The sequence below is a fragment of the Nitrospina sp. P1_D6 genome (assembly GCF_052156615.1).
In the GTDB taxonomy this organism is placed as follows: Bacteria; Nitrospinota; Nitrospinia; order Nitrospinales; family Nitrospinaceae; genus Nitrospina.
Map to the genome: position 1 here is coordinate 436055 of NZ_JBQKUN010000002.1, position 22976 is coordinate 459030.

Consider the following 22976-nt stretch of genomic DNA (forward strand, 5'->3'; position numbering starts at 1 on the left):
GCTTCCAATAGCACTCGGCGAAACGGGCGCACCATCGTATCCAAAACAATCCATGCTGGCAAAGGAATTCCCCCGCACCCGTTTCAATTCCAATTGATCCCCTATGGCAATTGCGTTATTTTTGTCAGGAATCATCCCGCTCGTTTCATAAAGCAGCGAGCCGCCAACCCCGGCCCGGGTCCGCAAGGCGCCCTCATCCCTTTCCCCCGACTCCATGGCCCGATCGACAGACATTCTGGACCGGATCCACATCGCGGGCTTTTTTCTCTTTCTCCTCTTCTCACCGTTTTCCATATCGCTGACCACCATCGCATTGTTCATCGGTTTCCCGGCCTGGGTTTTGCGCCATGCCCTTTCTCAGAGCTGGAAAGAAATGCGGTTTCCCCTGGCGGTGCCGTTCCTTCTGTTCATCGCCGCATCCACGATTGCCATTTTCACCGCGCATGCTCCGGCGGTGAGCGCGGTGCAGGCGAAAAAGTTCGGCGAGCCCCTGATCGTTTTCTGGACGCTGAACACCCTGCTTTCCACCGCACCGCAAAGAGTGTTTGCCGACCTCGCATCCTGGTTGCGCAGGCGCAATACCGAAAGCCGCCTGGCAACCCGCGTAACGAAATGGGTATCGCTGGATTCTCCCACACTGTGCGTCATTGTGCTGGGTCTGGCGGCGGCGGTGTCCGGCCTGGTCGGGTATTACCAGCACTTTGTTGCTCTGGATGTGTATGGTCCGCGCGCACGGGGCCCGTTCGGTTCCGTCAACACCTACGCCCAGATGATGATGTTGAGCGGGCTCCTCCTCGCTTCGCGGGGATTGTTCCTGAAGGACCGGCGCGTCGCGGCAGGGGTCGCTTTGGTTTGCGTCGTCGGGGGCCTGGTGTGGACGCTCTCGCGCGGGGCGTGGATGGGGTTTCTAATCGGGTTCTGTTTTCTGTTGTTTATCCGCAACCGCCGCCTCTTTTTTGGCCTGGTCGGTGCCACGGTGTTGATCGTGGCTCTCCTGCCCGGACCGATGCAACGCAGTCTCTTGAATTACGAACTGGATGCCGAACGCAACCTGTTCCTGTTCGACCAGAGCATGCAGGATCGCGTTGACATCTGGCGCGCGTCGGTCGAAATCTTCCAGGATCACCCGCTGACCGGTTGCGGATTCCGTTGCAGTGTGGAGATAACGGAACACTACCCGCACCACCCCATACTGAAACGTTTTCGTGCCGCACACAGCAACGTGCTTCAACTGATGGTGGAAACCGGTGCGATCGGCCTCGTCGCGTGGCTGGCTATCTGGTTTTTTTATTTCAAGTATGTGTTTCAGGGGTTCCGCCGAGTGTGGCGAAACGCGGCGCCGGACTGGCCGCGGCTGGGAGGGATTGCGGCGGTGCTGGCTTTTCACACCTACGGGCTTGTAGAATCCAATTTCTTTGACTCGGAAGTCGCCATGCTGACCTATTTCATGATGGGCCTGAGCCTGGCGACTCCCGCGGCCAGCAACAACCCGGGAAAAACCGGATGATCAGCGACTGAATTCCATCTTCATTTTCCGGCTCATTTCACGTGTGAGGGGAAACACCTTGGCCGGTATGCCGGAAGCCATGCATTGCGGAGGAATGTCCTGGGTCAAGGTTGTGTGTTCAAGAATGTAGCAATCGTCCCCGATATTGACTCCAGGATGGATCACCGAATGGGAGCCGATGATCACCCGGTTGCCGATGACCGTGCCGACGTCTCCCATGAACTTGCGGGGAACTTCCTCCGTGCGCCGCCCGAAGCTCAGCACCACCTCCTCGCCCAGCATCACCTGGTTGCCGATGATGACATCGTGGGGCACGTAGGACCGCGCGCCGATTTTCACGCGGTCGCCGATCTGCACGTGGCCTTCGATGATGACCCCATTGTCAAGTTTCACATCATTTCCCAACCGCGTGTTGCCCCGCACCACCACGCCCTTCCCGGCATGGAAGTTGTCGCCGATCACCACGTCCCCGTAAATCAGGCTCATGGAGCGGATCACCGCGTTGTCGCCGATACGCGCTTTCAGACAATGATCCCGGTACTGGAAACCGAGGCGGACGCGATCCTCGATCAGGCAGTTGCTGCCCAGGGTGGCAAAATGTTCCATATTCGAAAATGAATGTATGGCGCTCTCCGCCGGTACCGGTCCTTCATTCCGGTACGATGCAGACCCTTGCCGGGTGGTTCCGGCAATCCAAATGTCTGTTTACTTGGTTGGGGTTTCCTTTTATGCTGACCGCATGCGGCCTCACGATTCCGCTCCGCCGGTGCGGATACAACTTGCGACGGAAACATGGACCTGACGTTCATCATTGTAACCTACAATCATGGTGACTGTCTGGAGAAATGCCTGCAATCGATTCAGGATTCCGTAAAGGACGCGCATTATGAAGTCCTGGTGGTGAACAACGCGCGGCAGGATCGTTTGGACGACTTTGAAACCCGGTTTCCGAATGTCCGCGTGACCACCAACCGGAAAAACATCGGCTTCGCCCGCGCCTGCAACCAGGCTGCACGGGAAGCCCGGGGCGGACTGCTGGTTTTCCTGAACCCGGATGCCCGGCTGCACGAAGGGGCGGTGGACGCATTGCGGAATCAACTGGAATCGGATCCGGGTATCGGGATCGCCGGCCCGAAAGTGCTCAATCCGGATGGAACCGTGCAGGCATCCTGCCGCCGGTTTCCACGGCTGTGGACGGGCCTGTTTCATCGACGTTCGTTGCTCAGCCTGTGGTTTCCCGGAAATCGTTTCACGCGCGAATACCTGATGCTGGACTTCGATCATGCGACCACGCGCGACGTCGACTGGGTGTCGGGATGCTGCATGATGATTGTCCGGGATCGATTCCGGGAACTGGGTGGATTCGACGAGCGGTATTTTCTGTTTCATGAAGATGTGGATTTGTGCCGCACGGCATGGCAGGCCGGGTACCGGGTGGTGTACCATCCGGAAGCGGTCGTCACCCACGACATCGGGGCCGGCAACCGCAACCTGCCTGCCCTGGTGATCGTCAGGCGCCACCGCGGCATGGCGCACTACTGGAAAAAACACATGCGGCCCAACCCGGTGGTTTACGGGCTGGTGAGCATGGCGATCGGTCTGCGCTGCCTTCTGCAGCTGATAGGTACAAGGTGGAAGTGATGTCCATCAACTCTCCCATTTCACTGGGAATACACCTGATGGCGTTTGCCGGAACGCTGGGCGCGTCCCTGTTTCTCACCTGGTGGGTGACGCGGTTCTTGAAAGGCACACATCCCCTCGCAAAGTTCCTCCTCATCCATTCCCGCGCCCACAAAGACAAGGAAGAAGTCAGCCCCTTTGGCGGCCTGGCGGTGATCGCCTCTTTTCTTTTCGTTCTGTGGTCGTGTTTTTATCTCGGGGCCCTGCACAATCACTACATGACTTCGTTTCTCCTGCTGACCGTAGGAGTGCTGGCAATGATCCTTTTGGGGTTTGTGGACGATTTGGTGAACCTCAAGGCGCGGTTCAAACTCTGCGTGCAGGTTCTCATCGCGCTGTTCCTGGTGCTCAACGGGATGGCGGCCAACCAGGTCGGGGTTTTGGACTGGGCCTGGCTGGGCGCCGGGTGGACGCTGTTGTGGATCGCGGGCATCTCCAACGGCTTCAACCTGGTGGACGGACAGGACGGCCTGTCCGGCGGGCTGGCCTTTCTCACCTGCGTGTTTGCGGCGATGGTGTTCTGGGACCGGGGCATATTTGAAGCGTCGTTTCTGGCCGCGACACTGGCAGGCAGCGTGCTCGGGTTCCTGTTCTTCAATTTCCCGCCCGCAAAAATTTACCTTGGCAACACCGGCAGCCTTCCCCTCGGCCTTCTGGTATCTCTCGTTTTCGTCAGTGTCTGGATGCGGGGTTTTCAGGACGAAGTGTATTTCATCCTGCCCATTTCCATGCTGGTGGTGCCGATCAGCGATACGGTGTTCGCGTTTTTCCGGCGTATTTTCAAAGGCGAGAGTCCCTTCGCACGCGACGCAGACCACCTGCACCACCGCCTTGTGAAACTGGGCTTCACCGACCGCCAGTCCATCTCCATCCTGTTCGGGGTGACGCTGTATTTCGATCTGATCACCCTGATTTATACCAGCAACATCGACCGCATCCCATTTTTCACGCTTCTTTTCCTGCTGTTTCTGGTGTTGAACGTCAGCCTCCTTATCCTGACGCTGATCCATTTTGAATACACCCGGAACGGCGACCGCCTGTTCATGCGGCGGCTGGTGCCCAGTCCCTACCCGCTGATCGCGTGCCTGGTGGCGTTGAACGTCGGGTTCATTATCGGGACCTGGTGAGGGTTTCCATAAACCAAGATTGACTTGAGGAGTCCATGGCAAACTGGTACATGCTCACCCTGGTGGGACGCGACGGGCCGGGCATCGTCGCCGCCGTCAGCCGGGTTTTGTATGAAATTTGAGGTTAGCCTGTGTCCAGTCCATGGTTACGCATGCAAAAAGGACTTTTAAGGAACGTTGTTTCCTAAGCAGTTGACTCACTTCCTCATTTGGCACCTTTCGAATCTGACGGCATAACCAATGAAAACTAAAGGGCTTACACACAAACAAAAACGATTTATTGAAGAATACTTGATAGATTTGAATGCGACTCAGGCAGCCATCAGAGCCGGATATTCCCGGAAAACGGCCAATGTTCAAGGGTCACAAAACTTAACAAAACTTAGTATTCAGGCGGAAATTCAAAGGGGGCTGGATGAGCGCTCTAAACGATTGGAAACGCGCCGCGAACGACTTCTCAATGAGCTTTCCAGCATAGCTTTCACAAACATCTCGGATGTTTGCACTTGGGGACCAGAGGGCATTCACCTAAAACCTATGGAAGAACTGACTCCGGAACAAAAAGTGGGTATTTCTCAAATCACTTTTTCGTTCGATAAAAATGGCAAGGTGATTGGCGTTAAAATGCACAATAAACTTCGGGCTCTACATTTATTGGCAAAACATATGGGTATTTACCCCAAAACCCGAAAGCATCTTAGGCGTTAACTTTCAATGTATTAACCTGACAACCATCCCGTTTTTCGTCTTTATGTTTTCAGTATCCAAAAGTTGCTTTAAATTCATATTAATTCTTAAATCAGTTATGAAATGGACGCACTCAAAAGGCGTTGATACATTCCGGTCAAGTAAATTTCGAAAACCGCGGGCTTTCTTCATTTACAAAACCCCGGTTGAAGGAGCCTGGCAATGAAAAACTGGTACATGCTCACCCTGGTGGGACGCGACGGACCGGGCATCGTCGCCGCCGTCAGCCGGGTTTTGTGCGAAAACGGCGGCAACATCGGTGAGGCCAGCATGGCGCGGCTCGGCGGCAACTTTTCCATGATGCTCATGGTGCGGTGCCCGCTGGAGCTGAACGAACTGGAAGCGCGCCTTCAACCCGCGGTCGAACCGTGGAACCTGATGGTGCACCTCGATGCCATCGACGCCGACCTGCACCATCACGTCGAGCCGGATGTGAAGATCAGCATATACGGGGCGGACCGCGTGGGGATCGTCGCCGCCGCGACGGGCGCCCTGGCAGAGGCGGGGCTCAACATCCTAAACCTGGAAACCGACGTTGGCGGCACCGAAGCGGAGCCCATCTTCATCATGCACATCGAGGGGGTGGCGGAACGCGGCCTGCCGCCGCTGGAGGCCGCCTGCAAAGCATTGTCCCGCGACCAGCAGGTGGAAACGCACCTGTCACCGATCGACACATTGATGGGGTGACGATGGCCGTCCTGCAAGTCCTCACCTATCCCAACCCCCTGCTCAAGCAGATTTCCAAACCGGTGGCGGAAGTGAACGACGAGGTGCGCGCGTTCATCCGCGACCTGGAAGAGACCATGCGCGCGGGTCCGCCCTCGGTGGGCATCGCCGCGCCACAGGTGGGTCGCTTGGAACGCATCGTGCTCATCGACGTGTCGGTGAAACCCGGCATCCGGCACCACGGCCGGGTGGTTCTGATCAATCCGGAGGTCCTGCAGCAATCCGGGAAAACCAGGGGGCGCGAGGGGTGCCTTTCGGTTCCCGATTTCATCGGCAACGTGGTGCGCGCCAGGAAGGTCACCATCCGCGCCCTGGACGAGGCGGGAGAAGAGCGCGTGTACGAGATGGAAGGCTACGAGGCCCGCGCGGCGCAACACGAGATCGATCACCTTGATGGCAAACTGTTTCTCGACCGCCTCGTCAGCCGCCGCCACGACCTGGCGCAACGCAATCCGAATCCCGACCTCTCATCCAAACAATTGCCCTGATTCCATCCTCCACAACAAAGCAACCATCCCGAGTACCATCCGGGTTTCCCATGCGGAACTGGATTCTCAAGGGTGCAAGAAACCGGCGTTCCAATATTTTAATTTGGATTGAGTGCGATGACCGGAACCTTTAAACTGCTTACCCAATATCTTAAAAACGTGCACGCTTACTGGAAAAAGGTGGAGTCTGACTTCTCAAGACCCGGAAAACCCACAGACAATATGGAATTTTTCACATCAAAAATGGCCCAATAAATGGGTGGTGGTCACAGGGTTGAAACTCTTACTTTAAATACGGTACTCCTAACAGGGACAGGCTACTGCTTGCCAAACCGGTACGACCTGCTTAAAATACCAACAGATCTAAAGTCCAACCTTATCTCCATAACCCATTTTGAACCCCAAAAAATCCCAATCATCCCAGACCACCGGCAACCTACAAATCGATGTAAAGCCAGCCGAACCCCCTCCGACTTCCAAAAAGATCAGTCGAACGGAACGGGAGCAGCGATATCAGCAGCGAGGCACCATTCTGTGGTTCACCGGTCTTTCAGGAGCCGGCAAGACGACCTTGTCAATCGCTCTGGAGCGGGCTCTCTTCGAGCGCAAGGCACTGGTGACCATCCTGGACGGGGACGTCGTGCGCGGCGGGCTTAACAAAGACCTCGACTTTAGCCCCGAAGACCGAAAGGAAAATATCCGCCGCATCGGCGAAGTTGCGCGATTGTTGTCCGAGACCGGGATTATAGTAATCGTCGCCTTTATCTCGCCGTTTCGCGCTGACCGTGACCAAATCCGAGCTTCTATCGACGCCGGACGGTTCATTGAAGTTTTTGTAGACTGCCCACTGGAAATTTGCGAGCAACGTGACACAAAGGGCCTGTACCTAAAAGCCCGGAAGGGAGAAATTCTAAATTTCACTGGCATCTCCTCCCCCTACGAACCGCCGTTGAATCCGGAGATTCACATACGTACTGACATACAGAAGGTTCACCAGTGCGTGAACACCATTCTGAGCTTCATGGAGAACAATTGTGTCTTCCTCCGCTGAACACGGAACCCGGCATTCATTCCAAACAGAAGGCACACCCTTGGCGTTTCGCATTGATTCTCCAGTATACAAAAGAGCTTATATAAAGTTTATAAACCCCGGAAAATAGTTAAAATGATCTTCCAGTGCTTGGTTTGATCGCCCTCAGGAAATTTTTATGAAAACCTACCTGGTCACCAGCGGCGCCTACCGCGGCGAACGGCTGGGACTGCACAAACCGTGAGGCGTTATAACGATGATCACTAAAGGCATCATTCTGGCGGGCGGGACGGGATCGCGCCTGTATCCTTTGACACTCGCCGTCAGCAAACAACTGCTGCCCCTGTACGACAAGCCGATGATCTATTACCCGCTGTCCACATTGATGCAGGCGGGCATCCGCGACATCCTCGTCATCACCACACCGCACGATCAGCCGCAGTTTCAGAATCTGCTCAAGGACGGCAGCCAGTGGGGCCTCCGCATCGAGTACGCGGTGCAGCCGGAGCCGAAGGGACTGGCGCAGGCGTTTGTCATCGGCAAGGACTTCATCGGCCGGGACGGATGCAGCCTGATCCTCGGCGACAATTTTTATTACGGGGAAGGCCTGGACCGCATGGTCCAGGCGGCGCGCGGACAGCCGTCGGGCGGCACGGTGTTCGGCTACTGGGTGCGCAACCCGCAGGATTACGGCGTGGTGGAATTCGACGCCGACGGCCGCGCGGTGAGCCTGGAAGAAAAACCGAAGCAGCCGCGTTCGCATTACGCCGTCACCGGCCTCTATTTTTACGACAACCAGGTGGTGAACATCGCCCAGAGTCTGAAACCCTCGGCGCGCGGCGAGTTGGAGATCACCGACATCAACAAACATTACCTGAAGCAGCAGGCGCTCCAGGTGCAGATCATGGGGCGCGGTTTCGCCTGGCTCGATACCGGCTCGCACGAAGCGCTGCTGGAAGCCAACACCTTCGTCGAGACCATCGAACGCAGGCAGGGATTGAAGATCGCCTGCCCGGAAGAGATCGCGTTCCAGAACGGCTGGATCGATGCGGCCCACCTCGAACGCCTCGCCGCCCGCTACGGCAGCAACGGTTACGGCGACTACCTCCTAAGCCTTCTCACCTCCAATACCTCGAAATAAGCGACACGTCGATGGCCCTTGCACAAGACAAACCCGTGTTCACTTGGCCCCCTAAAATTGGTCCAGTCCGTTGTATTGGGGTTTGATCTAAAACCTTGGGATGTTTAGAGGGGATTATCGCAAGAAAACGGTTTCGCCGGAAGAGATCATCGCCAAGCTGAGAGAAACCTAATGGGTAGAAAGGTTATGGAAGCGTGAAGGCTCTAAGACTCTCAAGAGACAACCCAAACAGAAAAGACTATGGCTAAATGATGAGCCGTTGTACCCGAGCGGCCACAATTTAGGGATCGTGCGTGGAATTATGAATTTGTAGTAACCAGGACCGAAGATGTTCAGTGTTCAGTCATTTCGAATGCTGACGATGATCGATGAGTACAGCTAGGAATGCCTAGCCATTAAGGTGACAAAAAATCTCAGAACCCAGGATGTACTGGAACAAGCGGGACATTTGTTCATTTGTAGAAGTTTACCAATATTATTCGATCAGCCAACGGCCAGGTGTTTGTGGCCAAAGTAGTACGAAGCTGGCGCAACCATTGCTGGAATCCAATGCGACTTAATCATCAGCTGATCTCAGCTCTCCAGCCATAAGACAGAATTATCGAACTACCATGGAATTTTAAAAATTGGTTTTCCTGACCGTGAGACCTTGACCAACCAGATAATTTTAATTGCAGCGGAATGTTCCCATGCAAAATAAGCTCAGTCAGAACCAGACAAGGCCGATGATTGTTTTTTTGATCATTCTTTTGTGTGCGCGGGTCGTGGGCGCTGCAATCATACCCGTCATGGACGACACAGAAGCGCGTTACGCGGAGATCGCGCGCAAGATGGTGGCGGGTGGCTATTGGGTAGTCCCGCAGTTCGATGACGGCGTGCCGTTCTGGGGCAAACCGCCGCTCGCCTTCTGGCTGTCGGCGGGAGGAATTGCGGTGTTCGGGGCGGGGGAGTTCGGTCCACGTGCTCCCATTCTTGCGCTTTCAGCGCTTCTGCTGTTTCTGTTCTGGCGTTTTGTGAAGGAAACAGAAGACACCCCCACCGCGCACCTCGCCACCGTTCTGCTCGCCACCAGCGCGGTATTTCTGGTGTCAGCGGGTGCGGTGATGACCGACCTGGTGCTCCTGCTCGCGCTGTTCATCATGATGAGCGCCTGCTGGCGGTTCAGCCGCAACGGCAACGCGCGGCACGGACTCTGGATGTTCGCCGCGCTGGGCGCGGGCCTGCTGACTAAGGGTCTGATGATCCTCGCAGTGGGTGGACTGTCGATTGCGGTGTGGCTGACGATCACTAAAAAATGGAAACCGTTCTGCGCGCGCCTGCCGTGGGTGCGCGGACTCGCCCTCGCCGCCGTCATCGCAGTGCCGTGGTACGTCGCGGCAGAGATGACAACACCGGGCTTCCTTCACTATTTTTTCATCGGCGAGCATTTCAGCCGGTTCTTCGAACCAGGATGGGAAGGCGACCGCTACGGCTGGGCACGGGGCCAGCCGTTCGGCATGATTTGGGTGTTTTACCTGATCGGCCTCGCCCCGTGGAGTGTGCTGGTTCCGGCTTACCTGTTTATCAAAGGCCGCGAGCCGCACGGGTTGCACGGCGCGCTGAAAGGCGAGCGCCGCGAGTTCGCGCTCTTCCTGCTGTGCTGGGTGCTGGCGCCGGCGGTGCTTTTGACGTTCGCGCGCAACATCATCTGGACCTACTCCCTGCCCGCCGCACCGCCCGCCGTGCTCCTGCTGGCAATGGCGCTCAAGGGTTCGCGAAACGCGGAATCGTCCGCATCGAACCCTCTACCGAAGGTGATGACGGCGGCGGGCGTTTTTCTGGTCGCAGTTTTCGTCTCCGGGGGATTCATTCTGCAGAATCCGAAGTGGGTGTCGCAGGTGACGTACAAGCCGTTCGTCGAGGAATTCAAAATACTGTGCCCGGATGAAACGTGCCGCCTTTGGTGTTTCGGCGAACGCATCCATTCCGCCGAGTACTATCTGCGGGGGCAAACGAAACGGATCGAACAGGTCAGCGGGTTGTTCGGCGATGAACACCGCGCGCGGCATTTCTTCATCGGACTGCGCACCGTGGTCAATCGCCTGCCGCCGCCAGAGATGGCGCAGTTGGAACCGGTTCGGCGATACGGGAAGGTGGGGCTGTGGCGGTTGAAACCGAAACCGGAATGATGCTGCGTAGGCTTTAACGATGTGCGGTGTGTCCCGCGTAAGTCAAAACTGATACCGGAGTCCCAGCACAAACTCATTGACGATGACCTCGCCTGTAACGACCGCTCCGTTGCGCGCGGTGAACTTCGGGTCGGAGGTGCCGAACAGGCGGTACCCGGCGGTGGCCGTCAGCGACGGTGTGATCTCGTAACCGATACCCGCCATCGCCTGCACGGCGAAGACATAATCACTGTGATCGATTACCGGCGTCAGCGCGCTGGTGACATCGTTCCACACAACGTCCGCCACACCGAAACCGATGCCGAGATAGGGTTTCCACTTCTCAGAAGTCAGATCGTGATAGGCGTTGACCATCAGGCTCAGGATAGAGACGTCCCCGCCGGCCGGTGCAACGGTTCCCGCGCCTTTCACCCGCTCGACATCATACCCGCGATGCGCCAGTTCCGCTTCGATGCGGAACGGGTTTTCGAACTGATACCCCACCGCGCCGCCGACCAGGGTGCTGGTGTCGAACTGCAACGTGCCCAGCGTGCCGCCCGGCGCGTCCGGGTCCACGTTGGAATCGGACTGGACCGACACCCCGCCGAACGCGGAGACGTACACCCCCGGCTCGGTGAGTTGGGTTTCGAACAGCGCCGCCTGATCGCTCCAGGCGGCGGCCGGCCACAGCAGATAAAACAAAATCAAGAATGCGGTATTTCCGTTTTTCATGCGAACCCATGCGTGAAGGTGGGACCGAACTTTTCTTATAAGGCGGCGTTTCATGGTCATTCCTTGCGGAACCGGTTGGCGGGGGCCATAAACGCTTTGCACAACCCGTCCGCAATCTGATCCTGCGGAACGCAGACGGCGCGCTGGATGGCCCGGCGTTGGCGCAATGCACGCGGCAGTCCGCGCAACGCATGCCACTTGGCTTTGCAAATCAAGCCGCCCCGGCCTTTCAGCATGAACCATACCACAATGAGGGCATTGTAGAAGAGATGGGACGGGAGGTATTTCCAGAGCAGAGGCGCGGGCATGTTTTTAAAAAACGTCCACACCATGTTGCGATGGCCATGGTAGGTGGAAAACGCGCTATCTTTGGCGGTGCTTCCCCACCCGGCGTGCGCCACGGTGGCGTCGGCGGCGTACAGGCACCGGTGCCCGCGCAGGCGCAGGCGGAACGCCAGATCCACGTCCTCGTGATACGCGAAGTAATCCTCGTCGAATGCTCCAGCGTCGAGGAAGGCCTGCCGATCGTACATCGCCGCGGCGGCGCAGGCGGCAAACACCTCGCCGGTGGCGCGCGGACGGTGCAGGGCGGGGTGGCCGTGGTCGCGGCGCCATGCGAACCCGCTGACGTGCAGGACGTCGCCGGTGCCGTCGAGTTTCTGCGGATCGTCGTACTGCACGAGGTGGCTGGCGAAGAAGGTGAAATCGGGATACTGCACGGCGGCGCGGTGTAGGGCGGCGAGCCAGTCCGGGTCGGGAACGGTATCGGGGTTGAGCAGTGCCACCCAGCGGCAGTCGGCGGCGCGGCGGACGGCAAGGTTGTTGGCGGCGGCGAAGCCGGTGTTGGTGTCTAGGTGGATCCATTCCGCGCCGGGGAGGGCGTGGGCGGCGGATTCCGCCGACCCGTCGGCGCTGGCGTTGTCCACGATCACGACGCAATTCGGAGGCCGCGATTGTGCCCGCAGGGCCTCCAGGCAGGCTTTCAGATACGCCCCGCTGTTGTAGTTGACGATGATGACCGCCGTGGCGCCGGATTCATTCATGACGGAGAGTGGCAGTGTGTTTGCCCTTGAGATCCCTTGCTACTATCAAATGAACTATGAAATGCAGCCAGGAGATTCTTCAACGCCTCATTTTTATTTTGGCAGATCAAAGGGGTGTTATCTGGGAATAAATTCATCTTCATTCAAGCCAAGCATATAAGAAGATTGCCCGTCATTGGCATTGCGATAGTGGAACAATTCGACTTGAAAACCTGCCTGGCGTATGCGCTTTTCAAATTCCTGACGATTAAGCCGAACACAATGCAATGCACCCGACCATTGCTTATAATACCCATCGGGATTTTCCTCTTCTTCTGGAACATCGTCTTCCACAAAGAGGGTAAGGTACACCTTCCCCTCGTTAACAATAGCTTTATGTATGAAGTCAAGGTATAGGGTGATATCGGCCAAGCGCATATGGCTGAATACGGAAATCAAGGTGATGCAGTCAAATTTTTCGGAGATATCAAAATCCAACGTCCGAGTACCATGTGGATTGTAACGCGCATTTTGAAACGGCACATGATAAAATTCTGCAAATGGCGTAAGGGGAGCAATATTCGATTGCAGCCAACGAATAGATGGTTCATGAACATCGACGCCAACATAGCGCTGAATACGCCCAAAGTAGGAAAGAAGGCCTCTTAGCAAGCGAGCCTGGCCACAACCCACATCTAGAATACGGCTATCAGGTCCAATTCCGCAGGTACTTTCAAGCATTTGCGCATTCTGTACACCTGATTTGATATATTTGGCATCATCAAGATAACGAGGCCCACCCCGGCGCATTTCTGGAGGTGGCAAAGGCAAATTCACTATATTTTTCTCTTTGTATGATTTCGAATCCCAAATTGCATGATTTAAAAGTCATACTTCTCAAAGAAAGAACTTGGAGGTATTTACGCTATCTCCACCTTCGAGAAGGATTCCAACAAGCAAAAGGCGTTAAATCGGTGCTCGCTGTTGGAGCCGGGAAAGGGTATGCAGAACTTGGCCTTGCCCTTGAATTCCCCCATATTCATATCCATGTAACTGATATTGATGGCGAGCGGTTACGTTATGCACAACAAATGGCAAAAAAATGGAATGTGCCCAACATTTCATTTGACCAATTAAACATTATGGACAAAACGGACTTAACAGCCGACTTGGTGACTTCCATAGAAATGCTGGAACACATAGAAGAAGATCGATACGCTGCCGAGCGCATGAAAAGCCTTTCCAAAAAGTTTGTCTTTTGCTTGGTGCCATTCGCCGACAATTACACGAACAACAACCCATCAAAGAGAAAACGCGCCTGGGAAAATTGCGGACATTTTCGGCCCGGTTATGATGCGGATGATCTTAATCTCTTTTTTGAACTTCCTATTGAAACCAGAGGATGCTACTGGTCTGATGCCGGCGCCATTTTTCGTAAAACCTTAAACGAATTGGAAACGGACGAAATCGCTGACAAGGCTCAACAGCTTTTCAACCAAGCACAGAGTGACATAAGATCAACGATTCCAACGGCAAGCGCCGAAGCACAGGGAATCTGGACACTGACTTACATATAGATAAACTCCCTTTTACTTATGTCTTGGCTCAAGTGGGCCTAAAAATAAAAACTCCCAAATCAGTTAGCGCCTTTGCTGTCAAATTTGATCTTTCAGGAACCCAGGCACTGCGGAGTGACAGGGTTAGGCCATAATGGCCTTTAGTAATTATTCAAAAAAACAAGTAGTCGTTTCGAAACAGGTGCTCACCCGAATACCGCAATTCCCTAAGTACCCCTAACAGTCTAGATCTATTTTACTGCCATAGCTCCACCACATCAGCTGGCGATCTCAATATCCACTTGTCCATTGTATCGAGATTGGATATTTACACTCACCGGGTGTTGGACGAGGACTCGGTTAAAGACAGAATGGAAAAGGGACCTGTTTAGTTAATGGCCGCCGAATTGTTGGCTGGTTTGAAGGAGCGGCCTACTTTACAGCCCGGTATGTAGTTAAGTTTTCCCGAACCAGATCAAGAAAACATTTCCCATCCTTCTCTACCACTCGTAAGTGAACATCAATTTCCGGCCCGGCAAATTGTACCATTAAATCAGGGTTTCTCTGTAATGCTTCGCCTTGAGGAGATTGAAATCCGGATGAAAGGAGTTGTTCGCTATCTCGCAAATACCACATGCATCTGGTCTTCCCAAAGCAAATTGACATTATTTTCGTTTTGAAGGTGCTCAAGTATGGTTTCCTGATTGTAGAGGGGGGCTTTCCGGATCACCACTATTCCACCGGTATTCAGGAGCTTTTCAGCATCTTCTATACTTCGAATCACCGCCCCTTGCAAGGTCGATTCGGATCGTATGTACAGGAGCATGGTCATCACCCTTGGCTTGTAGTAGCCGACCACTCGTTTTCCCATATTTTCCGAAAGCCAGTCTGCTAAAGCGCTCATCTGTGGGGTAGAAACAACGTTCCTGCGTGCAGGTTCACCCATGTAAGATGGGACTGCAAAAGCAAGAAACCCTATGACAATGGAAGCCAATAGAAACGAATTTGGGATCGGCTTGCTAGGGGGGGGGATTCGCGCCATTCTGTACTCAAGGCTGTATATCAAATCGAAAATATTAGCAAGGCCGTATATCAAATAGAAAATATAGATCGGTAAAAGGGGAGTAAGATATCGTAGGGGCAGTCCCTCCAGCTCTTTCAAGAGGAGATATGCGGATAGCAACCCCATGTGTGAAACGAAAAATATTTTATCCAGAGACAGATAGTTACGGTTCTTAAAAACACCAAAGCCGACGATAACTGTCAAGATGACCTGTATGGGGCCAAATCTGACTGGTAGATCACCCCCTAAAACAAAGTGCCAAGTGTTCGATGGTCCAAAAAATCCACGGGGGAATAAAAGCTGGCCAAACCCAGCCATATAATTCAATAGCATAGCCGTATGTGCTTGAACTTGGCGAATAAAATCAAATTCCTCGTTCGATGCGCCCTGCAAAAACCCGACGGCAAGATTAAAGAAGGAAAGCACTTCATAGTTCATGGAGAGAAATAGATTTATACCTAACGAAAGAATTAACCCAGCCACGGGTAAGGCGCACAGTTTGAATCTTCTTTGAAGGACGAAGAATGCAATAAGTGCCGCATACAGCCCACAAGCTTCCGACCTAACAATTGCCGGGATTAACACGATTACTGAAAGGCCGGGATGGAACTGACCTGCGCTAAATCGTCTTCCTATCAGTAATGCAAGCATGACTAAAGTTGCATAAAGAATGTTTGGCATTGCATCTTGTTGGAATGCAATCAAAAAAGGGACAAAGAGGATGCCGATGAGGAAGATGTAGGACGTGGCTTTGTGTAAAAACTGATCTTGAAAATAGTAAAATGCGGCTATGCTGCATCCCGCCCACAAAATGCTATTTAGCACTGCATAGACGTAAAAATTTACGCCAAAAATCGCAGTGGGTAATATAAGCAGGGCCGGGTAACCGGGCAAATATAAAGGATAACCGGAAACAAGATGGTCCCATGACCGACCCAGCATGAGGTTACGAGCCAGGGTAATATAATGCCCAAAATCACCCCCGTGGTTTTGGTAATTACCTAAAACAAAAATCGCTGAAAAAAGAATGAAAGTACCTCCTAAATAAAAAGGGAGGTATTGAAGATGCCTATTCCACAGCATATGAGTGCCCAATCTAGGGTTGGTTGATAATTTTGCTGTCAAACACAACCCTGCAGGATTTAAGAAACCTCGATAGCCCCTCATTCATTTCCATCGATCCGGTTAAAATCACCGCGCCCGCTTCTCGGAAAACCGGGAAGGTGAACTCGACTTCCGGCTTGGGATCGTGGACCTCAGAATCCCAGTGATGCTGATCTCCTGGAGAAGAAATGGGATGCAAAAAAGTGGCAGAGCTATCCTTTATTTCGTATTTAAAAAAAATGATGAAACGGGTTATCAGGCTGGTGTGCTTCTGAAGACGACTCAGCATATTGTGCAGGTCCAAAGAGGTCATGTTGTAGGGATGCCCATTCCAATCGGACCAGTATAATTTCAATCCTAGGGAAAACAGATACCCATCCGCATCGAAATAGGGTTGCCTTATAAAAACAAATTCCCTGGCAAGTTGGCACGCGGATTTGATACAGTCCCGAGCGGCTTGGCGTCCCGGAAGGTGTTCGAGGAAGTGAACCATTTTTACGAAGCGAACCTTACCCAGCTCCTTCGGGTTCAGCTTGGTGATATCCGCGACCTCGGCCTCCACACCCTCTGCTCGAGCCTTTTCAACTTTATCGGGATTTGAGTCCAGCCCCAGACCGCGCTTTCCACCAAAAAGCTCATTCCTTAAAGAGGCTCCGGCACTGCAACCGAAATCCAGAAAATCGTATTGGGACAGATCAATTTGCATGTCATTCAATCGTTTATAAACGCGGAACAGATTATCCCATCAATTTCCAGGCATGCTGCCGAAGCTTTTCGAGGATACGATTGGTTTGCATGCTCTTCACCGCCCGGTCGATGCGTGCGTTGCCGTGGATTTGCCGGAACGCCTTGGATCCGGCCTTCATGAGCGCGACGCGTTCCGGGCCGTCGTAACTTTTGGATTTGGCGTGGAACACAAAGGTGTGCGTGGCGACCACCAACCCGAACCCGGCGTCCACCGCGCGGAAACAGTAATCGTTCTCCTCGCCGTACCCTTTTGGGAAATGCGTCTCGTCGAACGTCCCCACCTTTTCAATCACCGCGCGCGTCACCCCAAAGCAGAACCCGTGCACCAGCGGAACCCGAGGCAGGATGCCGACGGTCGTCCATTGCTCGCAATACCGGTTCATGTCCTCGGCGGTGAGGCCGGGCGGCAGTTCGTTGACGGCGGTTTGATCCTTTGAAGAACGGTGCTCGGGAATGGACTGATGGCTGGCGGCATTCGACAGAGGACCCACGATGCCCGCGCCGGGGGTGAAGAACACGGCGTCCGCCATCTTCTCCGCCCAGCCGCTGGTGACCACCGTGTCGCTGTTAAGCAGGATGACCAACTCCGCGTCGGACAACCCCAACCCTCGGTTGGCGGCGCGGGTGTAGCCCGTCGCCTTTTCGTTGCGGTGCAGGCGCGCCCAGGGTTTGCCGCGAATGAAGGCTTTCAGATAATCCGCCGTGGCCGGGGCGGAGCCGTCGTCGATGACGATCAATTTATGATGTTCGCTCTGGCGGGCGCGCTCAATGGATTCCAGACAGTGCCGGACTTCCTCCAACGCATTGTGGACGCAGACGACGATGTCGATACGGCGATGCGCCTGCGCGGCGATGCGGTCCTTGCGGACTTCCGCATAGGAGGGGCCGGAATAAGGATCGCGTTCCGGCGCGTCCAGCGATCGGATCAGCTCGCTTGCGGGCCCCTTGGAGGCGTCGTGCTCCACCAGCGCGAACAGAGGATGGTTGCGGATGCTGTCCGGATGCCGGGTGATTCGGTTCCAGGCGATTCTATTTTGACTGAGGGAATAATTCAGGCTCAACTGGTCGCGCCGGCTGAAGCGGTCGATTTCCTTCCACCAGAAGTTGAGAGCGGATCGGACACGGTGGTTTTTTAAATCGAACATCATGAAATTGCTTTCGATGAGGTCGTCGTGCTCGAAACCACTGGCTTGATAAAAAGCAATCTGTTCTTCCATCACTTCCGGGGCATCTTTATTTAATTTCACACACGCTTCCAATTCCTCGTGGATGGTTTTACGCAATGGATGCGGCACGGCGGCAACGGGCCGGCCCGAGGCCAGAAACGTTTCAATCAGAGGATGAATGTCGCCCAGGATCATGATATTGGAATCCACCCACACGGCGATGTCGTACTCCGGGAGGAGCATGTGAGGGTGGGTTTTCACGTACCGCGCCATACGTGTTTTATCTTCGTGAAAATAAGTCATGGGGCGGACCTGAAAGATCCCTGCGTCGGACGCCGGGGTGTCGGTAAACAGAAAGTAATCGAAACGGGGGTCCAGCGTTTCGGGCAGTTTGACGGAGTCGTAGTTTCCGGAGATGGCCGTGTAGATGGCGATGCGTTTGCCGGGCAATTGCGATCGGACAGCCCCGCGCCAGGTCCGGTACTCGGCGATTTCCTTTTTGTATGCGTCGATCCGGGCGAGCCGCCGCGCGATGCTGGCATTCGATTTAGCAATATTGGCCAGCAACGGCTTGTCGGGAAATTTCGCCTGCACCGCCTGCCACTGGCTAACCGCTTCCGGCCAATTGCGCGAAAGGGAAGCCGTCTCGGCGGTAACTAGGGCTTTGTGCAGAGGCGAGTTGGGGCTGGTTTTGGCGTGCGTTCTCCAGTCGGTCAGGTTTTCGAACGCGTGTCCACCGGTTTCTTCGGAGACTGCGGGGCTGTCCTCATTTTTCAAATCGTCGGTCTTCATCAGCTCCAGCACCCGGCCCCGAATTTGCAACAGCTCTTTTTCCCAGTCCTCAGGCCCCGCATCGAGTGCCGGCCCGATCCACTTGTAAACAAACTTTGCGGTGCCCATGACGGCCGGCTTTAGCGCAGACGGGGTATAGCGGGAAAAGGCGTTGCCCATCAGGTTGCCCGCTTTCCAGCGCTTCGACCTCAGGGTTTCCGACAGCCAGTTTTCGAAATGAAAAAAGTACTCGCTGATTTCGCGGATGCGCCGGGCGGCGCCTGCTGAAATTCGCTTTGATTTGTTTTGCTCGTCGCGCAGTTGGGCGAAAATCTTTTTGGCTTTATCTTGCTCGTCGCGCAGTTGAAGTGAGAGTTTGTCGGCTTTTTTGGCGCGCGTCTCCGACTCAACGTGCAGTTGGGAAAGGGCGGCCTCCTGTTCGCGGACCTTGGCCTCGTGCTTGCGAAGCGTGGCGCTCAACTCCTCCATCTGGGTGCGTCGCGTCTCCAGTTGATCGTTTAAACCGGAAACGGTTTTTTCATATTGCTGAATTTTGGTTTCCCGTTCGCGGAGCGCTTCGGCCAACTTTTCCGAATCCGCCCGCCGCCATTCCAAATGAGCCGACAGTTCGGCGATCGCTTCCTCGTATTCCCGGAGCTTGCCCTCCTCATTCTCCAGCGAGGATTTCAACTCTTCCGCTTCCGCCGCGCGGGTGTTCAGGCGGTTTTCCATATCGTCCGCGCGGTCGCACTGTTCCTGAACCGCTTCCTCCCGTTCACGGATTGCTGCGTTCATCTCTTCTATCTCCGCACGGCGTGCCTGCAACTCATCGTTCAAACGGGAAGTGGTTGCTTCGTACTCCCCGATTGCGGCATCCCGCGTTTTCAGCTGATCCTTGAGACCGGATATCCGGGCCTCGCTTTCCCGCGCCGCATCCTCCCGTTCGCGGAGCGTTGCGGTCAGCTTGTCCACCTCCGCGCGGCGCGCCTCCAGTTGATCTTTCAAATCGGAAACGGTTTCTTCATATTCCTGAGTTTTGGATTCCCGTTCACGAAGCGTTTCGGCCAGCTTTTCGGCATCCGCCCGCCGCAATTCCAGGTGAGCCGACAACTCGGCGATCGATTCCTCGTATTCCCGCAGTCTGTTCTCTTGATTTTCCAGCGACGATTTCAACGCTTCCGTTTCGGCCTCGTGCGATGCCAGTTTGCTCTCAAGGTCCTCGGCGCGGGCGCGCTGTTCCTGAACCGCTTCCTCCCGTTCGCGGAGGCGGGAGGTCAAGGCTTCGACCTCCGTATCGCGCGTTTCCAACCGGGCTTGCAGGGCGGATTGGGCGTGTTCGTGTTCCTGAATCCGGACAGACCGTTCTCCAAGGGTCGTCTTCAACTTCTCAACATCGTCTCCCCGGGCTTTCAGCTGGCTTTCGAGCTCGTCCACCCGCCTGTGGTATTGCTCCGCGGCTTCCTTCCATTCCTGAGCGGTCGCGGACAACGTTTCCGCCTCGGCGCGGCGCGCTTCCAGTTGCTCCCGCAGTTTGGCAGTCAGGCCTTCATATTCTTTCACATTCGCATTGCGGGCTTTCAATTGATTCTCGAAGTCGTCGGCGCGGGCGCGGTGCTCCTGCGCTTCGGCGTCGCGGGCTTTCAGTTTGTTTTCGAGTTCTTCATTGCGTTCCTCGTATTGCCTGTTTTCCTGCAAAGCCTTCCGGCCCACCGCCACCGGACGGCTGAACGCATGGCTCGCCTCATCAAAAGCCGCCCGGATCTCATCCAGATCGCTGGTATCCGACTCCCACACTTCATCCCGCGCCCAGCGGATCAGAATCTGATACGTTGAGCGCACCCAGTTGGAAAGTCCCGGGTTTTTCAGAATGTTCTCGTCCTTTTTCCAGTGATGGCGGCGGGTGGGAGAGAGGTATTCCTCAATTTGCATTTCCGTCACGGTTGAGCTTTTCGGCCAGGAAATGCCGAGCTGGCCTCCCAACCGTTGGGTCACCGTTTGCCATTCGTCCAAAAGATCGTGGTAACGCAGAAAAATCCGACGATACCCGCGCGAGGCCGCCTCGGCGTCCAGCACATGGCGGAGCCATAACAGTTTTGAGATCGAGGGCGGGATACCGTCGCGCACCTCCAAAGAGGCGGCGACTTCCAGGGGATTGCGGATGGGCGACACGACAGCGGGTGTGATCTTCATCTCCTGCAGGGTCTCAAGCCAGAATCCCAGCAGGCGGCAGATGCGGGGATCCTTGAGCACAAACAAAGGCGAGTTACCGAATTCACTCGACAGAGCGTCCCGGGCACGCGCCCGGAAGGCGTCGACCAAGGGCGAGTCCCGCCAGCCCGGGTTGAACCGTTCCCAGTCATGCCAGAAAGAGCCGCCGGACTCCAGGATCGCGTCATTGAGATCCATGATCACCTTGGATTCCCAGTGGTCGGGATCATTGCTGGGCGTCTTCGGAAGGTCGCATCCCAGAAGGTTCAGTGTACGGGTAAGCGCGGACGTGCCACTGCGGTGCATCCCCGCAACCAATACGGCGACTTTTTCATTTTGAAGGTCAAGGCGGACTCGTTCGGCGCCCGGTTTGAATCGCTCTTGGCTCTTTTGACCTGAAGACTCCTGATAATTCATGCCCCTCCTCCCAATAAAAAGTGCTCCGGACGGTGGCCCGCGCCTCCCCGGGGTTCACACCCCGTTTTATCGTCGAGCGTTTTGATGAAGCGGCGGTATTCGGTGGTCACCTGTTCCGCCGCCCCTTCCGCCTGAATCCGTCCTTCCTCCAGCCAGATCACCCGCCCGCAGATTGTGTTAACCTGCTCCGGGTTGTTGGACACGAATACCACCGTCTGCCGCCCGTGGATCTTGTCCAGCATGGCCTTTTCGGCCTTATGGCGGAAATGCACGTCGCCCACGCTCAGCACCTCGTCGATGAGTAGGATCTCGACATTCACCTTGAGCGCTGTGGAAAATCCCAGCCGCGCGCGCATGCCCGCGGAGTATGTCCGCATGGGCTTGTCGAAAAATCCGCCCAACTCGGAAAACTCTTGGATGTCCGGCAGAAATGCCAGCGCCTCGCGCTTGTCCGCACCCTGAAGCATGGCGCCCAGCAGGGCGTTGTCGCGCCCGGAAAGATCCGGCCGAAACCCCAGCCCCAGAGACAACAACGCGCGGCGCACGCCGGGTGGGCATTCGATCGCCCCCGATGTCGGTGCAATGATACCCGCGAAGACGCGCAGGAGCGAGCTTTTTCCCGACCCGTTGCGCCCGACCACGCCCAGGGTCTCGCCCCGCTCCAGCGTGAACGAGATGTTGTCCAGCGCCGTGTGCTCGAACCGTTTAAACAGACCGGTGCGCGTCCTATAACGTATGGAGACGCCGGCGGCCACCAACACGCTTTTCGGTTTCATTGATTCGTTCATGAGTCCACCACCTGTACGGCGATGGTTTTGCTGGTTCTGTCGAACACGCCGTGCATAAGATACAAAATCAGGCCCGCTGACGCGCCCAGCACCGCCAGATGATTCAGGTCATACATGGCGTGCCTCATGAGCACCTGCCGGTAGGCGTCAAGCAGAAAGGCCATCGGGTTGTACGCCAGCACCATCTGCGTGGATGCGGGATCGCCCAGCGCGCGCACGTCCCAAAAAATACCGGAAGTGAACAGGAGAAACGTCATGCCCATACTAATGAGCATGCGGAAATCCCCGGCAAAACTCACGCAGAGCGCGCCGATCAGGGCACACGCCATGATCATGATGTATTCGATAAAAATCAGCGGCAGGAGCCACAACCAGTGGAGCTCCGGAGTGTAGCCGTAAGCGGCGGCAACGCCGAACAACACCAGAAACACCACCCACTGTTTGTACAATCCCTCCTGGACCGAAGCATAAGGGAACAGGGTTTTGGGCAGATCCAGCTGGCCGACCAGCCCCTTGTTCTGCACGATGCTGTTGGAGGCGGTCATGACGGATTTGGAAAACCACAGGAACGGGATTTTTCCGCACAGGAGGAACAGCAGGAATTCCTCGCCTCCACGATTAAGTAGAACCTCGAAAACGAAATAAAATACCGCAACGTAAAGCAGCGGCTCGATGATCCACCAAAGGTAACTCAAATACAGCCGGGAGGCCTCTGCCTTGAGCGCCAGCCGCGCCTGCGTATCAATCAGAGTGAAAAATCTACGCACATTCATCCTGTCCGCCGTCGGAGTTGTTTCATGGCCGCTGAA

19 protein-coding genes are annotated in these 22976 nt (G+C 55.2%); 10 read left to right on the forward strand and 9 right to left on the reverse strand.

The window, feature by feature from the left end; genetic code table 11:
• Positions 1-214: 214 nt before the first annotated feature.
• The gene (locus tag ACTRXA_RS05620; protein WP_442426225.1) at positions 215-1507 is read left to right on the forward strand and encodes an O-antigen ligase family protein; all 1293 of its coding nucleotides are present in this window, start codon (positions 215-217) and stop codon (positions 1505-1507) included.
• On the opposite strand, the gene ACTRXA_RS05625 is transcribed toward ACTRXA_RS05620, so the two are convergent.
• Positions 1508-2113 (reverse strand): DapH/DapD/GlmU-related protein, encoded by a 606-nt coding sequence (locus ACTRXA_RS05625; RefSeq protein ID WP_442426226.1) that lies wholly within the window; start codon positions 2111-2113, stop codon positions 1508-1510.
• A 186-nt stretch (positions 2114-2299) separates the two neighbouring features.
• Here ACTRXA_RS05625 and ACTRXA_RS05630 point away from each other — a divergent pair, with 186 nt between their 5' ends.
• From ACTRXA_RS05630 to ACTRXA_RS05665, 8 genes are all read left to right on the forward strand, one after another.
• A complete protein-coding gene (locus ACTRXA_RS05630; protein ID WP_442426227.1) occupies positions 2300-3148 on the forward strand; it encodes a glycosyltransferase family 2 protein in 849 nt (282 codons plus the stop codon).
• The gene (locus ACTRXA_RS05635; RefSeq protein ID WP_442426228.1) at positions 3148-4314 is read left to right on the forward strand and encodes a glycosyltransferase family 4 protein; all 1167 of its coding nucleotides are present in this window, start codon (positions 3148-3150) and stop codon (positions 4312-4314) included. The genes ACTRXA_RS05630 and ACTRXA_RS05635 overlap by 1 nt, the downstream gene beginning before the upstream one ends.
• A gap of 240 nt (positions 4315-4554) precedes the next feature.
• Positions 4555-5022, forward strand: a complete 468-nt coding sequence (locus tag ACTRXA_RS05640; protein WP_442426229.1) for a terminase small subunit — start codon at positions 4555-4557, stop codon at positions 5020-5022.
• Between the two features lie 201 nt (positions 5023-5223).
• Positions 5224-5748: a glycine cleavage system protein R gene (locus ACTRXA_RS05645; RefSeq protein WP_442426230.1), complete on the forward strand. Its 525-nt coding sequence runs from the start codon at positions 5224-5226 to the stop codon at positions 5746-5748.
• Positions 5749-5750: 2 nt separating this feature from the next.
• The gene (gene def / locus ACTRXA_RS05650) at positions 5751-6275 is read left to right on the forward strand and encodes a peptide deformylase (RefSeq protein WP_442426231.1); all 525 of its coding nucleotides are present in this window, start codon (positions 5751-5753) and stop codon (positions 6273-6275) included.
• Between the two features lie 442 nt (positions 6276-6717).
• Positions 6718-7326, forward strand: a complete 609-nt coding sequence (gene cysC, locus ACTRXA_RS05655; RefSeq protein ID WP_442426343.1) for an adenylyl-sulfate kinase — start codon at positions 6718-6720, stop codon at positions 7324-7326.
• A gap of 235 nt (positions 7327-7561) precedes the next feature.
• Positions 7562-8446: a glucose-1-phosphate thymidylyltransferase RfbA gene (gene rfbA, locus ACTRXA_RS05660; protein ID WP_442426232.1), complete on the forward strand. Its 885-nt coding sequence runs from the start codon at positions 7562-7564 to the stop codon at positions 8444-8446.
• A 689-nt stretch (positions 8447-9135) separates the two neighbouring features.
• A complete protein-coding gene (locus tag ACTRXA_RS05665; RefSeq protein ID WP_442426233.1) occupies positions 9136-10614 on the forward strand; it encodes an ArnT family glycosyltransferase in 1479 nt (492 codons plus the stop codon).
• A 42-nt stretch (positions 10615-10656) separates the two neighbouring features.
• On the opposite strand, the gene ACTRXA_RS05670 is transcribed toward ACTRXA_RS05665, so the two are convergent.
• The 3 genes from ACTRXA_RS05670 to ACTRXA_RS05680 form a co-directional block, all read right to left on the reverse strand.
• Positions 10657-11301, reverse strand: a complete 645-nt coding sequence (locus ACTRXA_RS05670) for an outer membrane protein (RefSeq protein WP_442426234.1) — start codon at positions 11299-11301, stop codon at positions 10657-10659.
• A gap of 80 nt (positions 11302-11381) precedes the next feature.
• Positions 11382-12368: a glycosyltransferase family 2 protein gene (locus ACTRXA_RS05675; RefSeq protein ID WP_442426235.1), complete on the reverse strand. Its 987-nt coding sequence runs from the start codon at positions 12366-12368 to the stop codon at positions 11382-11384.
• A 117-nt stretch (positions 12369-12485) separates the two neighbouring features.
• Entirely contained in the window at positions 12486-13184 is a 699-nt protein-coding gene (locus ACTRXA_RS05680; protein WP_442426236.1) for a class I SAM-dependent methyltransferase, read from the reverse strand.
• A gap of 35 nt (positions 13185-13219) precedes the next feature.
• Between ACTRXA_RS05680 and ACTRXA_RS05685 the strand changes: the two genes are divergently transcribed.
• Positions 13220-13924, forward strand: a complete 705-nt coding sequence (locus ACTRXA_RS05685) for a methyltransferase domain-containing protein (protein ID WP_442426237.1) — start codon at positions 13220-13222, stop codon at positions 13922-13924.
• A gap of 595 nt (positions 13925-14519) precedes the next feature.
• On the opposite strand, the gene ACTRXA_RS05690 is transcribed toward ACTRXA_RS05685, so the two are convergent.
• The 5 genes from ACTRXA_RS05690 to ACTRXA_RS05710 are packed head-to-tail and all read right to left on the reverse strand — an operon-like array spanning position 14520 to position 22940.
• Positions 14520-16049: a hypothetical protein gene (locus tag ACTRXA_RS05690; RefSeq protein ID WP_442426238.1), complete on the reverse strand. Its 1530-nt coding sequence runs from the start codon at positions 16047-16049 to the stop codon at positions 14520-14522.
• A 13-nt stretch (positions 16050-16062) separates the two neighbouring features.
• The gene (locus ACTRXA_RS05695) at positions 16063-16776 is read right to left on the reverse strand and encodes a class I SAM-dependent methyltransferase (RefSeq protein WP_442426239.1); all 714 of its coding nucleotides are present in this window, start codon (positions 16774-16776) and stop codon (positions 16063-16065) included.
• 31 nt (positions 16777-16807) lie between these two features.
• On the reverse strand, positions 16808-21379 hold the full coding sequence (locus ACTRXA_RS05700; RefSeq protein ID WP_442426240.1) for a glycosyltransferase: 4572 nt from the start codon (positions 21377-21379) through the stop codon (positions 16808-16810).
• A complete protein-coding gene (locus ACTRXA_RS05705) occupies positions 21376-22167 on the reverse strand; it encodes an ABC transporter ATP-binding protein (RefSeq protein ID WP_442426241.1) in 792 nt (263 codons plus the stop codon). The genes ACTRXA_RS05700 and ACTRXA_RS05705 overlap by 4 nt, the downstream gene beginning before the upstream one ends.
• Positions 22164-22940 carry an ABC transporter permease gene (locus ACTRXA_RS05710; protein ID WP_442426242.1) on the reverse strand — a complete coding sequence of 259 codons (777 nt, stop codon included), beginning with the start codon at positions 22938-22940 and terminating at the stop codon, positions 22164-22166. Before ACTRXA_RS05710 ends, ACTRXA_RS05705 begins: the two co-directional genes overlap by 4 nt.
• Positions 22941-22976: the final 36 nt, after the last annotated feature.

What these genes read in the sequence shown, in the direction of transcription:
- ACTRXA_RS05690 (WP_442426238.1), bottom strand. Translation starts at nt 16,049, where the DNA reads ATGCTGTGGAATAGGCATCTTCAATACCTCCCTTTTTATTTAGGAGGT.
- ACTRXA_RS05645 (WP_442426230.1), top strand. Translation starts at nt 5,224, where the DNA reads ATGAAAAACTGGTACATGCTCACCCTGGTGGGACGCGACGGACCGGGC.
- ACTRXA_RS05640 (WP_442426229.1), top strand. Translation starts at nt 4,555, where the DNA reads ATGAAAACTAAAGGGCTTACACACAAACAAAAACGATTTATTGAAGAA.
- def (WP_442426231.1), top strand. Translation starts at nt 5,751, where the DNA reads ATGGCCGTCCTGCAAGTCCTCACCTATCCCAACCCCCTGCTCAAGCAG.
- ACTRXA_RS05635 (WP_442426228.1), top strand. Translation starts at nt 3,148, where the DNA reads ATGTCCATCAACTCTCCCATTTCACTGGGAATACACCTGATGGCGTTT.
- rfbA (WP_442426232.1), top strand. Translation starts at nt 7,562, where the DNA reads ATGATCACTAAAGGCATCATTCTGGCGGGCGGGACGGGATCGCGCCTG.
- ACTRXA_RS05700 (WP_442426240.1), bottom strand. Translation starts at nt 21,379, where the DNA reads ATGAATTATCAGGAGTCTTCAGGTCAAAAGAGCCAAGAGCGATTCAAA.
- ACTRXA_RS05695 (WP_442426239.1), bottom strand. Translation starts at nt 16,776, where the DNA reads ATGCAAATTGATCTGTCCCAATACGATTTTCTGGATTTCGGTTGCAGT.
- ACTRXA_RS05620 (WP_442426225.1), top strand. Translation starts at nt 215, where the DNA reads ATGGCCCGATCGACAGACATTCTGGACCGGATCCACATCGCGGGCTTT.
- ACTRXA_RS05675 (WP_442426235.1), bottom strand. Translation starts at nt 12,368, where the DNA reads ATGAATGAATCCGGCGCCACGGCGGTCATCATCGTCAACTACAACAGC.
- ACTRXA_RS05665 (WP_442426233.1), top strand. Translation starts at nt 9,136, where the DNA reads ATGCAAAATAAGCTCAGTCAGAACCAGACAAGGCCGATGATTGTTTTT.
- ACTRXA_RS05705 (WP_442426241.1), bottom strand. Translation starts at nt 22,167, where the DNA reads ATGAACGAATCAATGAAACCGAAAAGCGTGTTGGTGGCCGCCGGCGTC.
- ACTRXA_RS05710 (WP_442426242.1), bottom strand. Translation starts at nt 22,940, where the DNA reads ATGAATGTGCGTAGATTTTTCACTCTGATTGATACGCAGGCGCGGCTG.
- ACTRXA_RS05630 (WP_442426227.1), top strand. Translation starts at nt 2,300, where the DNA reads ATGGACCTGACGTTCATCATTGTAACCTACAATCATGGTGACTGTCTG.
- ACTRXA_RS05625 (WP_442426226.1), bottom strand. Translation starts at nt 2,113, where the DNA reads ATGGAACATTTTGCCACCCTGGGCAGCAACTGCCTGATCGAGGATCGC.